This is a genomic window from Streptomyces sp. NPDC048442 (genome assembly GCF_040651475.1).
In the GTDB taxonomy this organism is placed as follows: domain Bacteria; phylum Actinomycetota; class Actinomycetes; order Streptomycetales; family Streptomycetaceae; genus Streptomyces.
Window position 1 is genome coordinate 252,348 of the sequence record NZ_JBEZKB010000005.1, and the last position, 13,966, is coordinate 266,313.

The 13,966-nt window shown below is 69.4% G+C and carries 11 protein-coding genes; all 11 read left to right on the forward strand.

The genetic code is table 11. The features are described from left to right. Nucleotides 1–51 precede the first annotated feature (51 nt). The 11 genes from uvrC to AB0D18_RS10700 all read left to right on the forward strand — a co-directional run bounded on the left by uvrC (nt 52) and on the right by AB0D18_RS10700 (nt 13,931). The gene (gene uvrC, locus AB0D18_RS10650) at nt 52–2,100 is read left to right on the forward strand and encodes an excinuclease ABC subunit UvrC (RefSeq protein WP_362415122.1); all 2,049 of its coding nucleotides are present in this window, start codon (nt 52–54) and stop codon (nt 2,098–2,100) included. Next, complete coding sequence (gene rapZ / locus AB0D18_RS10655; RefSeq protein WP_362415124.1) at nt 2,063–3,076, forward strand: RNase adapter RapZ; 1,014 nt, start codon at nt 2,063–2,065, stop codon at nt 3,074–3,076. The genes uvrC and rapZ overlap by 38 nt, the downstream gene beginning before the upstream one ends. After that, nucleotides 3,073–4,134, forward strand: coding sequence for a uridine diphosphate-N-acetylglucosamine-binding protein YvcK (yvcK, locus tag AB0D18_RS10660; RefSeq protein WP_362415126.1), 1,062 nt, complete (start codon nt 3,073–3,075; stop codon nt 4,132–4,134). Before rapZ ends, yvcK begins: the two co-directional genes overlap by 4 nt. Then, on the forward strand, nt 4,125–5,204 hold the full coding sequence (whiA, locus tag AB0D18_RS10665; RefSeq protein WP_362415128.1) for a DNA-binding protein WhiA: 1,080 nt from the start codon (nt 4,125–4,127) through the stop codon (nt 5,202–5,204). The genes yvcK and whiA overlap by 10 nt, the downstream gene beginning before the upstream one ends. A gap of 191 nt (nt 5,205–5,395) precedes the next feature. Then, a complete protein-coding gene (locus tag AB0D18_RS10670; RefSeq protein WP_362415130.1) occupies nt 5,396–8,350 on the forward strand; it encodes a M14 family zinc carboxypeptidase in 2,955 nt (984 codons plus the stop codon). A gap of 257 nt (nt 8,351–8,607) precedes the next feature. Next, nucleotides 8,608–9,618: a type I glyceraldehyde-3-phosphate dehydrogenase gene (gene gap, locus AB0D18_RS10675; protein WP_362415132.1), complete on the forward strand. Its 1,011-nt coding sequence runs from the start codon at nt 8,608–8,610 to the stop codon at nt 9,616–9,618. A gap of 118 nt (nt 9,619–9,736) precedes the next feature. Then, complete coding sequence (locus AB0D18_RS10680; protein WP_362415134.1) at nt 9,737–10,948, forward strand: phosphoglycerate kinase; 1,212 nt, start codon at nt 9,737–9,739, stop codon at nt 10,946–10,948. A 7-nt stretch (nt 10,949–10,955) separates the two neighbouring features. Then, nucleotides 10,956–11,735: a triose-phosphate isomerase gene (tpiA, locus tag AB0D18_RS10685; protein ID WP_362415136.1), complete on the forward strand. Its 780-nt coding sequence runs from the start codon at nt 10,956–10,958 to the stop codon at nt 11,733–11,735. Between the two features lie 106 nt (nt 11,736–11,841). Continuing rightward, complete coding sequence (gene secG / locus AB0D18_RS10690) at nt 11,842–12,078, forward strand: preprotein translocase subunit SecG (protein ID WP_362415138.1); 237 nt, start codon at nt 11,842–11,844, stop codon at nt 12,076–12,078. A 173-nt stretch (nt 12,079–12,251) separates the two neighbouring features. Then, nucleotides 12,252–12,587 (forward strand): RNA polymerase-binding protein RbpA, encoded by a 336-nt coding sequence (locus AB0D18_RS10695; RefSeq protein ID WP_362415140.1) that lies wholly within the window; start codon nt 12,252–12,254, stop codon nt 12,585–12,587. Between the two features lie 126 nt (nt 12,588–12,713). After that, a complete protein-coding gene (locus tag AB0D18_RS10700) occupies nt 12,714–13,931 on the forward strand; it encodes an MFS transporter (protein ID WP_362415142.1) in 1,218 nt (405 codons plus the stop codon). Nucleotides 13,932–13,966: the final 35 nt, after the last annotated feature.

Below are 13,966 nucleotides of genomic sequence, written 5' to 3' on the forward strand. Positions count from 1 at the left end.
GCCCCACCCGGGGCACCCCGACTGTCGGTGCCCGCAAGTAGGCTGTTCGACATGGCAGATCCCTCCAGCTACCGGCCCCGGCCGGGCCAGATCCCCGATTCGCCGGGGGTCTACAAATTCCGCGACGAGCACCACCGGGTGATCTACGTCGGGAAGGCCAAGAGCCTGCGCCCGCGCCTGTCCTCGTACTTCCAGGACCTGGCCAATCTCCACCCCCGGACGCGCACGATGGTCACCACCGCCGCGTCCGTCGAGTGGACGGTGGTGTCCACGGAGGTCGAGGCGCTGCAGCTGGAGTACTCCTGGATCAAGGAGTTCGACCCCCGCTTCAACGTCAAGTACCGCGACGACAAGAGCTATCCGTCCCTCGCGGTGACCATGAACGAGGAGTTCCCCCGCGTCCAGGTGATGCGCGGCCCCAAGAAGAAGGGCGTGCGCTACTTCGGTCCGTACGGCCACGCCTGGGCGATCCGCGAGACCGTCGACCTGATGCTCCGCGTCTTTCCCGTACGCACCTGCTCCGCCGGGGTGTTCAAGCGCTCCGCCCAGATCGGCCGCCCCTGCCTGCTCGGCTACATCGGCAAGTGCGCCGCCCCCTGCGTCGGCCGCGTCACCCCCGAGGAGCACCGCGAACTGGCCGAGGACTTCTGCGACTTCATGGCCGGCCGCACCGGCACGTACCTCAAGCGCATCGAGCAGCAGATGATGATCGCCGCCGAGGACATGGAGTACGAGAAGGCCGCCCGCCTCCGCGACGACATAGAGGCCCTCAAGAGGGCCCTCGAAAAGAACGCGATCGTCTTCACCGACGCCACCGACGCCGACCTCATCGCCCTGGCCGAGGACGAGCTCGAAGCCGCAGTGCAGATCTTCCACGTCCGCGGCGGACGCGTGCGCGGCCAGCGCGGCTGGGTCACGGACAAGGTAGAGAACGTCGATACGCGGGGCCTCGTCGAGCACGCCCTCCAGCAGCTGTACGGCGAGGAGAAGGGCGACGCCGTCCCCAAGGAGGTCCTCGTCCCTGCGCTCCCCGACGACACCGCCGCGGTCAACCAGTGGCTGACCGACAAGCGCGGGTCGATCGTCTCGCTGCGCATCCCGCAGCGCGGCGACAAGAAGGACCTCATGGCGACGGTTCAGCGCAACGCCCAGCAGGCCCTCGTCCTGCACAAGACCAAGCGCGCCTCCGACCTGACCACCCGCTCCCGCGCCCTGGAGGAGATCGCCGAGGCCCTCGGTCTGGACGGCGCCCCGCTGCGCATCGAGTGCTTCGACATCTCGCACCTTCAGGGTGACGACGTCGTGGCGTCCATGGTCGTCTTCGAGGACGGCCTGGCCCGCAAGAGCGAGTACCGGCGCTTCGAGATCAAGGGCTTCGAGGGGCAGGACGACGTACGGTCCATGCACGAGGTGATCGGCCGCCGCTTCAAGCGCTATTTGGCGGCCAAGGAGAAGACGGGGGAGTGGGTCGGGGGCGAGGTCCCCGAGGCCGAGGCGGACGACGACGGCAGGCCCAAGCGCTTCGCGTACCCGCCCCAGCTCGTGGTGGTCGACGGCGGGCAGCCGCAGGTCGCCGCGGCCAAGCGGGCCCTCGACGAGCTCGGCATCGACGACGTCGCCGTCTGCGGCCTCGCCAAGCGCCTCGAAGAGGTCTGGCTGCCCGACGACGACGATCCGGTGGTGCTGCCCCGCAGCAGCGAGGGCCTCTACCTCCTCCAGCGGGTACGTGACGAGGCCCACCGCTTCGCCATCACCTACCAGCGCAGCAAACGGGCCAAGCGGTTCCGTGCCGGGCCCCTCGACGAGGTCGCCGGCCTGGGCGAGACCCGCAGGCTGGCCCTGCTCAAACACTTCGGTTCGGTGAAGAAGCTCCGGTCCGCCACAATTGACCAGATCTGCGAGGTTCCGGGGATAGGCCGCAAGACGGCCGAGACCGTCCTCGCGGCCCTCGCAGCAGCGGCCCCGGCCGCACCCGCCGTGAACACGGCGACAGGAGAGATCATTGAGGACGAGGGGGACACCGCACCCGCGGTGACCCCGTCGCAGAACGGGGGAACGACGCATGACCGACCAGAGCACCCAGCAGAACCCAGAACCTGAAGCGGGCCACGACCAGGCCGCTGAGCAGGCCCTGGACACCACCGACGACCGAGAGCGAGACGGAGCACACGTGAGTACGGGCACCACGCGGGAGGACCCCGAGGCGGCCGAAGCGCCCATCCCCGAGCTGGTCATCATCTCCGGCATGTCCGGGGCAGGCCGCAGCACCGCCGCGAAGTGCCTGGAGGACCTCGGCTGGTTCGTCGTCGACAACCTGCCGCCCGCGCTGATCCCCACCATGGTGGAGCTCGGCGCCCGCTCCCAGGGCAACGTGGCCCGCATCGCCGTCGTTGTCGACGTCCGCGGCCGCCGCTTCTTCGACAACCTCCGCGAGTCCCTCGCCGACCTCGACGCCAAGGGTGTCACCCGGCGCATCGTCTTCCTGGAGTCCTCCGACGACGCCCTGGTCCGCCGCTTCGAGTCGGTCCGCCGCCCGCACCCCCTCCAGGGCGACGGCCGGATCACCGACGGCATCGCCGCCGAGCGGGACCTGCTGCGCGAGCTGCGCGGCGACGCCGACCTGGTGATCGACACCTCCAGCCTCAACGTCCACGAACTGCGCGCCAAGATGGACGCCCAGTTCGCCGGCGACGAGGAGCCGGAGCTGCGCGCCACCGTCATGTCGTTCGGTTACAAGTACGGACTGCCGGTCGACGCCGACCTCGTCGTCGACTGCCGCTTCCTGCCCAACCCGCACTGGGTCCCGGAGCTGCGCCCCTTCACCGGCCTCAACGAGGAGGTCTCGGGCTACGTCTTCAACCAGCCCGGCGCCAAGGAGTTCCTCGACCGCTACACCGAGCTGCTCCAGCTGATCGCCACCGGCTACCGCCGCGAGGGCAAGCGCTACGTCACCATCGCCGTGGGCTGCACCGGCGGCAAGCACCGCTCCGTCGCCGTGTCGGAGAAGCTGGCCGCCCGCCTGTCCACCGAGGGCGTCGAGACCGTCGTCGTACACCGGGACATGGGGCGCGAGTGACCAACCGCATCGTCCGGCTCCGCCGCCTGCGCCGGGTCACCCCCGCGCCCGGCGGCGAGCCGGCCCCTCGCGCCGCACGCGGCGGCAGGCGCGGCGCCACGCCCAAGGTCGTCGCCCTCGGCGGCGGCATGGGCCTGTCCGCCTCGCTCACCGCACTGCGGCGCATCACCGGCGACCTCACCGCGGTCGTCACCGTCGCCGACGACGGAGGATCCAGCGGCCGGCTCCGGGAGGAGCTGGGCGTCCTGCCGCCCGGTGACCTGCGCAAGGCCCTCGCCGCCCTGTGCGGCGACGACGACTGGGGCCAGACCTGGTCCCGCGTCATCCAGCACCGCTTCCAGTCCAAGGGCGACCTGCACGAGCACGCGGTCGGCAATCTGCTGATCGTCGCCCTCTGGGAGCAGCTCGGCGACCACGTCCAGGCCCTGGACCTGGTCGGCAAGCTCCTCGGGGCGCACGGCCGGGTGCTGCCCATGTCGGCGGTCCCGCTGGAGCTCCAGGCGCTCGTACGCGGCCACGACCCGGCGCGCCCGGACGCCGTGGACACCGTACGGGGGCAGGCGACGGTCGCGCTGACCCCCGGCGAGGTCCAGTCGGTGCACCTCGTACCGCACGATCCGCCCGCGGTTCCGGAGGCGGTGGCGGCGGTTCTTGACGCCGACTGGGTGGTTCTTGGGCCCGGTTCCTGGTTCTCCTCGGTGATCCCCCACCTGTTGGTGCCGGAACTGCTCGATGCCCTGGTGGAGACCAAGGCGAGGCGGATCCTGTCCCTCAATCTGGCGCCCCAGCCGGGCGAAACCGAGGGCTTTTCACCGCAACGTCATTTGGAGGTTTTGGCCCGACACGCCCCTAAACTCGCCTTCGACGTGGTGCTGGCCGACCAGGCCGCCGTGCCCGACCTTCCCTCACTCGCCGATGCCGCAAAACGGTTCGGTGCGACGGTCGAGCTGGCCCCGGTGGCCCGGCCCGACGGAGCCCCCAAGCACGACCCGGAGCTCCTGGCAGCCGCGTACGACCGTATTTTTCGGATGCATGGAAGGATCGGCCCATGGCGATGACGGCAGCGGTGAAGGACGAAATCTCCCGGCTCCCCGTCACCCGGACCTGCTGCAGAAAGGCAGAGGTCTCGGCGATCCTGCGGTTCGCGGGCGGGCTGCACCTGGTCAGCGGCCGCATCGTGATCGAGGCGGAGCTGGACACCAGCTATGCGGCACGCAGGCTCAAGAAGGACATCCTGGAGATCTTCGGACACAGCTCGGAGCTCGTGGTGATGGCCCCCAGCGGTCTCCGCAGGGGCTCGCGCTATCTCGTACGGGTCGTGGCGGGCGGCGACCAGCTGGCCCGCCAGACCGGGCTCGTGGACGGCCGCGGCCGTCCCATCCGGGGACTTCCCCCCCAGGTGGTCTCGGGGGCCACCTGTGACGCCGAGGCGGCCTGGCGCGGGGCCTTCCTCGCGCACGGCTCGCTCACCGAACCCGGCAGGTCCTCCTCGCTGGAGGTCACCTGCCCCGGTCCCGAGGCGGCGCTCGCCCTGGTCGGCGCGGCCCGCCGGCTCTCCATCGGCGCCAAGGCGCGCGAGGTGCGCGGCGTGGACCGGGTGGTCGTACGGGACGGCGACGCCATCGGCGCCCTGCTGACCCGGCTCGGCGCGCACGAGTCCGTACTGGCCTGGGAGGAGCGGCGGATGCGCCGCGAGGTCCGCGCCACCGCCAACCGGCTCGCCAACTTCGACGACGCCAACCTGCGCCGCTCCGCGCGTGCCGCGGTTGCCGCCGGGGCCCGCGTACAGCGCGCGCTGGAGATCCTCGGCGAGGAGGTGCCCGAGCACCTCGCCGCGGCAGGCCGGCTGCGGATGGAGCACAAGCAGGCGTCTCTTGAGGAGCTGGGCGCGCTCGCCGACCCGCCGCTCACCAAGGACGCGGTCGCGGGCCGGATCCGCCGCCTCCTCGCGATGGCGGACAAGCGGGCCCAGGACCTGGGCATTCCCGGTACGGAGTGCAATCTGACCGAGGACATGTCCGAGGAGATCGAAGAGGAGATGGCCAAGGGCCTCGCCAACGGAATGGCGGGCGGAATGGCGGGCGGCCTCGCGGGCGGAATGGCCAGCGGCATGGCCCAAAGCCTCTGATCCGCACGCCCCCCGTCCTGCCGCCCCCCGTTCTGCGGAACTTCTGACTCCGGATCAACGCGCTGTCCCTGGTGCCCAACTGGGTGCCAGGGACAGCTTTTTGTGTTCCTGATGTGCTCTTGACGTGGCCATGAATGGTCATGATTCTGACGTCTGTTCACTCACGTGACAGACAACAGCAAGGGGGGCACATGAGACGCAGAGCGAGATCGATCCTCGCCGCTTCTTCACTGCTGATAGCCGGAGTCGCCGCGGTACCCGTGGCCCAGGCGCAGCCCGCCGGGAACGCCACAGGGGGCGGCGACAGCATCTCGGTGTGGAACGCCAAGGTCACCCAGGCGCAGGTGCCGCTGCTGCTCAGGGCCGGCACCGACGCCCACGAGCTGAGCGAGCGCGTCCCGGACAAGGGCACCGCCACCGTCGAACTGATCCTCACCGCGAAGCAGGCCGCCGAACTCCGCGGCCAGGGCGTCGACATCAGCGAGCGGAAGGCCGCCGCCCTCAAGGCGCGGGCCGAGGTTCCGGGGGACGGCGTGTTCCGCCCGTACAGCGGAAAGGGCGGTCTCCAGGAGGAGCTGCTGGCCACCGCGCAGAAGTACCCGGAGCTCACCAAGCTCGTCAGCATAGGCAAGACCGTGCAGGGCAAGGACATCCTGGCGCTCAAGCTCACCAAGAACGCCAAGCAGACCGGCGACGGCGCCAAGCCCTCGACGCTCTACATGTCCAACCAGCACGCACGTGAGTGGATCACCCCGGAGATGAACCGGCGGCTGATGCACCACTACCTCGACAACTACGGCAAGAACAAGCAGATCACCAAGCTGGTCGACAGCAGCGAGATCTGGTTCCTGCTCTCCGCCAACCCGGACGGTTACGACTACACGCACAGCAGCACCGCGGACGACGTCCGGCTGTGGCGCAAGAACCTCCGCGACACCAACGGCAACGGCACCATCGAGTCCGGCGACGGCATCGACCTCAACCGCAACTTCGCCTACAAGTGGGGTTACGACAACGAGGGTTCGTCCCCCGACCCGGCCAGCGAGACCTTCCGCGGCCCGAGCCCCAGCTCCGAGCCCGAGACCAAGGCGCTCGACGCGTTCCAGAAGCGCATCGGCTTCAAGTACGCCATCAACTACCACTCGGCGTCCGAGCTGATCCTCTACGGCGTCGGCTGGCAGGTCGCCACCAACACCCCCGACGACGTGGCCCTCAAGGCCCTCGCGGGCACCCCGGCGAACCCGGCGGTCCCCGGCTACCACCCGCAGGTCTCCTCGGAGCTGTACACCACCAACGGCGAGGCCGACGGCCACGCGGGCAACGTCAACGGCATCAAGATGTTCACGCCGGAGATGACCACCTGCGAGACCGCCTCCAGGATCGACCCGAACGACCGCTGGAAGCCCGAGGACTGCCTCTCCGGCTTCAACTTCCCCGACGACGAGAAGCTGATCCAGCAGGAGTTCGCCAAGAACGTCCCGTTCGCGCTCTCCGTCGCGGAGACGAGCCTGACCCCCGACCAGCCGAAGTCCTCCGTCGGCATCGACGCCCCGGACTTCACCCTGGACGCGTTCACCTCCTCGTACGCCCGTGACAAGGACCAGGAAGTCAACGTCACGGCCCGCAAGTCGGTGCGCGACAAGGAGCTCAAGTACCGCGTCAACGGCGGGCCCACGCACGACCAGGCCCTGAAGGCCTGGGACGGCGGTGAGGTCTACGGCGACGAGGACAACACCTACTTCGACGACTACCGCGCCAAGGTCCAGGACGGCAAGCCGGGCGACAAGGTCGAGGTCTGGTTCACCGGCGTCACCAAGGCCGGAAAGCCCACCTCCAGCGAGCACTTCACCTACACGCTCGCCGAGCGCCCCAAGGCCGCGCACCTGGTGGTCGCCGAGGAGGGCGCACCCGCGACGCAGGTCCAGAAGTACGTCGACGCGCTGAAGGCCAACGGCCGTTCGGCCACCGTCTGGGACGTCGCCACCCAGGGCGCCCCGCACGCGCTCGGCGTGCTGAGCCACTTCGACTCGGTCGTGCACTACACCGGCGCCTCGGTGCCCGGCGGCCCGACCCAGCTCCAGCTCCGCTCGTACCTCAACGAGGGCGGCAAGCTGGTCGAGGCGGGCGAGAAGGCCGGCGGTTCGGCCAGGCTCGGCCCGGCCAACACCAACGACTTCAGCCAGTACTACCTCGGTGCGTACGGCCGTGTGGACTCTCCCGGCGCCACCGGGCTGGCCGGCGCCGGCGGGCTCGCCGGGGTCACCACCCCGCTGACCGGCGCCCCGGGCAACCCGCTGGACACCGCGGGCTCCTACCAGGTCACCTCGGACACGCTCCCGGCCGCACAGTTCCCGCAGTTCAAGAGCGCCCAAGCGGGCCGCTACACCGGGATCAACAACCCCTACGCCCCGTACGAGGGCCAGGGCATGGCCTCGGCGCAGAGCAACGACAGCAACTGGAAGCGCCTCACCCGCACCGTGGACCTCACCGGTGTCAGTGCCGCCGACAAGCCCGCGCTGAAGATGGCGCTCAACTGGGACACCGAGGGCGGCTACGACCACGCCCTCCTGGAGGCGCACACCACGGGTGCCGAGGACTGGACGACCCTGCCCGAGGCGGGCGGCCTGACCTCGAACGCGGTACCCGCCGAGTGCTCGGCCGGGTTCTTCATCAGGGCCCACCCGTTCCTGACGCACTACCTCACGCAGGGGGCGGCCGGCTGCACCGCGACCGGCTCCAGCGGCGCCTGGAACAGCTTCACCGGCAGCTCCAGCGGCTGGAAGCAGGTCTCCTTCGACCTGAGCGCCTACGCGGGCAAGAAGGTCGACCTGTCCCTCGCCTACGTCACCGACCCGGGCAGCCTGGAGCGCGGCGTCTTCGCCGACAACGCCCGGGTCAGCGTCGGCGGCGCCGACCAGGCCGTCGAGGGCTTCGAGACCTCCCTCGGCGCCTGGGCGGCCACACCGGCACCGGCCGGCAGCCCGGCGGTCGTCGGGCCGTGGGCCCGCACCGGCGAGCTGTTCCAGACGTACGCGGGCGTCACCACGCGTGACACCGCACTCCTCGGCTTCGGCCTGGAGCACGTACCGGACGCCAAGCAGCGCGCGGTGCTCCTGGAGAAGGCACTGAAGAGCATCAAGGGCTGATTCCGGAAGCCGGGGCCGATGTCAAGGCCTGGACCCGACAATCACCGAGAGTAGTCAGGGCTAAAGTCCCGGCGGTCCGTACTCCCCGCTTCATTACTGGGGAGTACGGGCCGCCGGACTCACGTCCGGCCCTGTCGGGGGCCCGGTCGATGCGGCGGCCCGGTCTACGGAGAGGTAGGGTCGGACTCGGTCGGGGACATCCCATTCAAGCTCGCCGAGGCGTCGAAACCCCGGCGTACCAACGAGGAGATCGGTTCGTGACGATCCGCGTAGGAATCAACGGCTTCGGCCGCATCGGGCGCAATTACTTCAGGGCGCTCCTGGAACAGGGTGCGGACATTGAGATTGTTGCTGTCAACGACCTGGGTGACACCGCGACCACCGCGCACCTTCTGAAGTACGACACCATCCTGGGCCGCCTCAAGGCCGAGGTGTCGCACACCGAGGACACCATCACTGTCGACGGTCACACCATCAAGGTGCTGTCCGAGCGCAACCCCGCCGACATCCCGTGGGGCACGCTGGGCGTCGACATCGTGATCGAGTCCACCGGCATCTTCACCAAGAAGGCCGACGCCGAGAAGCACATCGCCGGCGGCGCGAAGAAGGTCCTCATCTCGGCTCCGGCCAAGGACGAGGACATCACCATCGTGATGGGCGTCAACCAGGACAAGTACGACGCGGCCAACCACCACGTCATCTCCAACGCCTCCTGCACCACCAACTGCGTGGCGCCGATGGCCAAGGTTCTGGACGAGAACTTCGGCCTGGTCAAGGGCCTGATGACGACGGTCCACGCCTACACCAACGACCAGCGCATCCTGGACTTCCCGCACTCGGACCTGCGCCGTGCCCGCGCCGCCGCCGAGAACATCATCCCGACCACGACGGGTGCCGCCAAGGCCACCGCCCTGGTCCTCCCGCAGCTCAAGGGCAAGCTCGACGGCATCGCCATGCGCGTGCCGGTCCCGACCGGTTCGGCCACCGACCTGGTCGTCGAGCTCGGCCGCGAGGTCACCAAGGACGAGGTCAACGCCGCGTTCAAGAAGGCGTCCGACGACGGCGACCTCAAGGGCTTCCTCACGTACACCGAGGACCCGATCGTGTCCTCCGACATCGTGGGCGACCCGTCGTCCTGCACCTTCGACTCCTCCCTGACCATGGTTCAGGACGGCAAGACGGTGAAGATCCTCGGCTGGTACGACAACGAGTGGGGCTACTCGAACCGTCTGGTCGACCTGACCGTCTTCGTCGGTGGCCAGCTCTGATCGCGTTCTGATCAGCAGTACTGAGAGCATGAAGATGTGAGCTACAGGGCTCGGGCAGCGCAACGCGGCGCTGTGCGAGCCCTGTGGCCTGTCCAGCCCTCCTGAGGAGCCGTACTTCATGAAGACGATCGACGAACTCATCGCCGACGGGGTCGCCGGCAAGCGGGTTTTCGTCCGCGCCGACCTCAACGTGCCGCTCGACGGCACGACCATCACCGACGACGGCCGCATCCGCGCCGTCCAGCCGACGATCGCCAAGCTCGCCGCCGCGGGCGCGCGCGTGATCGTCGCCTCGCACCTGGGCCGCCCCAAGGGCGCCCCGGACCCGGCCTTCTCGCTGGGACCTGCCGCCGCCCGGCTCGGTGAACTGCTCGGCACGGACGTGGCGTTCGCGACCGACACGGTCGGCGAGTCCGCCCGCGCCACCGTCGAGGCACTGGCCGACGGCCAGGTCGCGGTGATCGAGAACCTGCGCTTCAACGCCGGTGAGACCGCCAAGGACGACGCCGAGCGCGGCGCCTTCGCGGACGAACTCGCGTCGCTGGCCGACCTGTACGTGGGCGACGGCTTCGGCGCCGTGCACCGCAAGCACGCCTCGGTCTTCGACCTCCCGGCCCGTCTGCCGCATGCCGCAGGCGACCTCATCGCCACCGAGGTCGGCGTCCTGAAGAAGCTCACGGACGACGTCTCGCGCCCGTACGCCGTCGTCCTCGGCGGCGCCAAGGTCTCCGACAAGCTCGGCGTGATCGATCACCTCCTGGAGAAGGCCGACCGCATCCTGGTCGGCGGCGGCATGGCGTACACCTTCCTCAAGGCCCAGGGCCACGAGGTCGGCATCTCGCTGCTGCAGGAGGACCAGATCCCGGTCGTCCTGGAGTACCTGGAGCGCGCGAAGAAGAAGGGCGTCGAGTTCGTCCTGCCGGTCGACGTCCTGGTCTCGGGGGAGTTCCCGGACCTGAAGACGAAGGCCCCGGCCCATCCCACCACGGTCGCCGCGGACGCCATCCCGGCCGACCAGGAGGGCCTGGACATCGGCCCGAGGACCCGTGAGCTGTACGCTGCCAAGCTGGCCGACGCCGCCACCGTCTTCTGGAACGGCCCGATGGGCGTCTTCGAGCATCCCGACTACGCGGGCGGCACCGCAGCCGTCGCGCAGGGCCTGCTGGACAGCGACGCCTTCACGGTCGTCGGCGGTGGCGACTCGGCCGCCGCGGTCCGCATCCTGGGCTTCGACGAGAACGCGTTCGGCCACATCTCGACCGGCGGCGGCGCAAGCCTCGAATACCTGGAAGGCAAGACCCTGCCCGGCCTTGCCGCACTGGAGGACTGATCCAAGAATGAGCACCACCCGCACCCCGCTGATGGCGGGCAACTGGAAGATGAACCTCAACCACCTTGAGGCCATCACCCACGTACAGAAGCTCGCCTTCGCGCTGGCCGACAAGGACTTCGACGCGGTCGAGGTCGCGGTCCTGCCGCCCTTCACCGACCTGCGCTCGGTGCAGACCCTGATCGACGGCGACAAGCTGAAGATCAAGTTCGGCGCCCAGGACATCTCGGCGCACGACTCCGGCGCGTACACCGGTGAGATCTCCGGCGCCATGCTCGCCAAGTTCAAGTGTGCGTATGTCGCGATCGGCCACTCCGAGCGCCGCCAGTACCACAACGAGACCGACGAGATCGTCAACGCCAAGGTGAAGGCCGCGTACAAGCACGGCCTGACCCCGATCATGTGCGTCGGCGAGGGCCTGGACATCCGCAAGGCCGGCAATCAGGTCGAGTACACCCTCGCCCAGGTCGACGGCGGCCTCAAGGACGTCCCGGCCGAGCAGGCCGAGTCCATCGTCATCGCGTACGAGCCGGTGTGGGCCATCGGCACCGGCGAGGTCGCCACCCCCGAGGACGCGCAGGAGGTCTGTGGTGCGATCCGCGGCCGTCTCGCCGAGCTGTACTCGCAGGAACTGGCCGACAAGGTCCGCATCCAGTACGGCGGTTCGGTCAAGTCAGGCAACGTCGCCGCGATCATGGCGAAGCCGGACGTGGACGGCGCCCTGATCGGCGGCGCGGCGCTGGATGCCGACGAGTTCGTCAAGATCGTGCGTTTCCGCGACCAGTAGTACCGGCAGTGAGTAGGCCCTCGGGCCGATCCGTCGTACTCTGACGGGGCCGGTGGCCAGCCACCGGCCCCGTCGTTTGTCTAGATCCGAGGAAAGTGGTCCAGCCGTGGTTATGGGGTTCTCGATCGCCCTGATCGTATTCAGCCTGCTGCTGATGCTGCTGGTTCTGATGCACAAGGGGAAGGGCGGCGGCCTCTCCGACATGTTCGGCGGCGGCATGCAGTCGTCCGTCGGAGGTTCCTCGGTCGCCGAGCGCAACCTCGACCGGATCACGGTCGTGGTCGGTCTGGTCTGGTTCGGGCTGATTGTCGTGCTTGCGCTGTTGATGAAGCTCAAGGGCTGACCTGATACGACTGACGGTACGACGCGCGGGACGCGGCCTATCATGGGCAGGTGTCCCGGCGTCGGGGTGTAACTCCCGTCACTGGACGCGCGTTGGGCCTTATCGAGACTGGGCGCCCGCCGCGAAGCCGCTCGACGAAGCTTCGCAGCACCATCACGCAGGGAGTTACGACCGTGGCAAGTGGCAACGCGATCCGGGGAAGCCGGGTCGGAGCGGGGCCGATGGGTGAGGCAGAGCGCGGCGAGTCCGCGCCCCGCCTGCGCATCTCCTTCTGGTGCTCCAACGGGCACGAGACACAGCCGAGCTTCGCAAGCGACGCGCAGGTTCCGGACAACTGGGACTGCCCGCGCTGCGGATTCCCGGCCGGACAGGACCGGGACAACCCACCAGCGCCGCCGCGCATCGAACCGTACAAGACGCATCTCGCGTACGTACGGGAGCGGCGCAGCGACGCGGACGGCGAGGCGATCCTCGCCGAGGCACTCGCGAAACTGCGCGGCGAAATCTAGGAACTGAGCGAGGGCCGGACACCGGAAGGTGTCCGGCTTTTGTTGTTTCCGCTGGTCAGAGCGATTGTCAGTGCTGCCTCGTACTGTTCTTGCACGATCTGAACAACGGTAGGGGCGGGGGCAGTTGTGGCGGCGGTGCAAGCAGTGCAGGGGGAGGAGCGGGCGCCCGCCTGGCGTGGGGGTTTCGGTCGGCTGTGGTCGGCCGCCGTCGTCTCCAAGTTCGGCGACTCGCTGCGCGGGGCAGCGATGCCGCTGCTCGCCGCCTCGCTGACCTCCGACCCGGTGCTGGTGTCACTGGTGACCGCGTGCGGCTTCCTGCCCTGGCTGCTGTTCGGACTGCTCGGCGGCGCGGTCGCGGACCGGGTCGACCAGCGGCGGGCGATGTGGACGGTCGACCTGCTGCGGGGCGTCCTGATGGCCGCGTTCGCGGTGGCGGTCGCGCGGGGACACGCGTCGATCGCGCTGCTCGTCGTGGTGGCGTTCGCCCTGACCACCCTCCAGACCCTCTTCGACAACGCGGCCACGGCGCTGCTGCCCTCGCTGGTCCCTGCCCCGACGCTGGGCACGGCCAACGCCCGGCTGATGACCGGGCAGATGATCGCGGGTACCTTCCTGGCGGCCCCGCTGGTGCCGGTGCTGCTGATCTGGGGCACCTCTGTGCCGTACGCGGCCGACGCGGTGACCTACGTCCTGGCGGCGGTGCTGATCGCCTCGTTGCGCACCGCAGCCCCGGAGCGGGAGCCCAGAGAGGCCGGCGCGACCCTGCGCGGTGACATCAAGGAGGGGCTGAAGACGCTCTGGGCGGACCGGCCGCTGCGCGGACTCTGCATTTCGGCCGCACTGTGCAACGTGGGCGTCGGCGCGCTCATCGCGATGCTGGTACTGCACCTCACCGGCTGGCTGGATGCCGGGCACACGGGATACGTGGTGGCCCTCACCGCATACGGGGTGGGCAGCGTGATCGGGGGACTGGTGGCGGGGAGGCTGGCCCGGGTGCTGGGGCGAATACGCTGCGTGTTCCTCGCCGGGATCGTCCAGAGTGGCTGTCTGCTGGCCATGGGGCTGGTGCGGGAGCTGTGGGTGACCGTGGTGGCCCTCGCCCTGTTCGGCCTGATGGGCCTGGTGTGGAACGCCAACGAGGTGACCCTGATGCAGGAGCGCGCCCCGGCGAAGATGCTGGGCAGGATCAGCGCGGCCTCCCGGACGCTGGGCGCCGCAGGGGCTCCGCTCGGTGCGCTGCTGGGCGGGCTGGTGGCCTCGGCCTGGGGGCTGAACACCCCGATGCTGATGGCCGCAGGGCTGTTCGTCCTGTCCGTGGCCTCACTCGCACCCCTGATCAATTAAGTTGGGGGAGGCAGCGGGGGATGCATGCAGATACG

Excerpts from the sequence above, each read along its gene's own strand:
- AB0D18_RS10680 (WP_362415134.1), top strand. The coding sequence starts at position 9,737 with ATGAAGACGATCGACGAACTCATCGCCGACGGGGTCGCCGGCAAGCGG.
- whiA (WP_362415128.1), top strand. The coding sequence starts at position 4,125 with ATGGCGATGACGGCAGCGGTGAAGGACGAAATCTCCCGGCTCCCCGTC.
- uvrC (WP_362415122.1), top strand. The coding sequence starts at position 52 with ATGGCAGATCCCTCCAGCTACCGGCCCCGGCCGGGCCAGATCCCCGAT.
- AB0D18_RS10670 (WP_362415130.1), top strand. The coding sequence starts at position 5,396 with ATGAGACGCAGAGCGAGATCGATCCTCGCCGCTTCTTCACTGCTGATA.
- tpiA (WP_362415136.1), top strand. The coding sequence starts at position 10,956 with ATGAGCACCACCCGCACCCCGCTGATGGCGGGCAACTGGAAGATGAAC.
- rapZ (WP_362415124.1), top strand. The coding sequence starts at position 2,063 with ATGACCGACCAGAGCACCCAGCAGAACCCAGAACCTGAAGCGGGCCAC.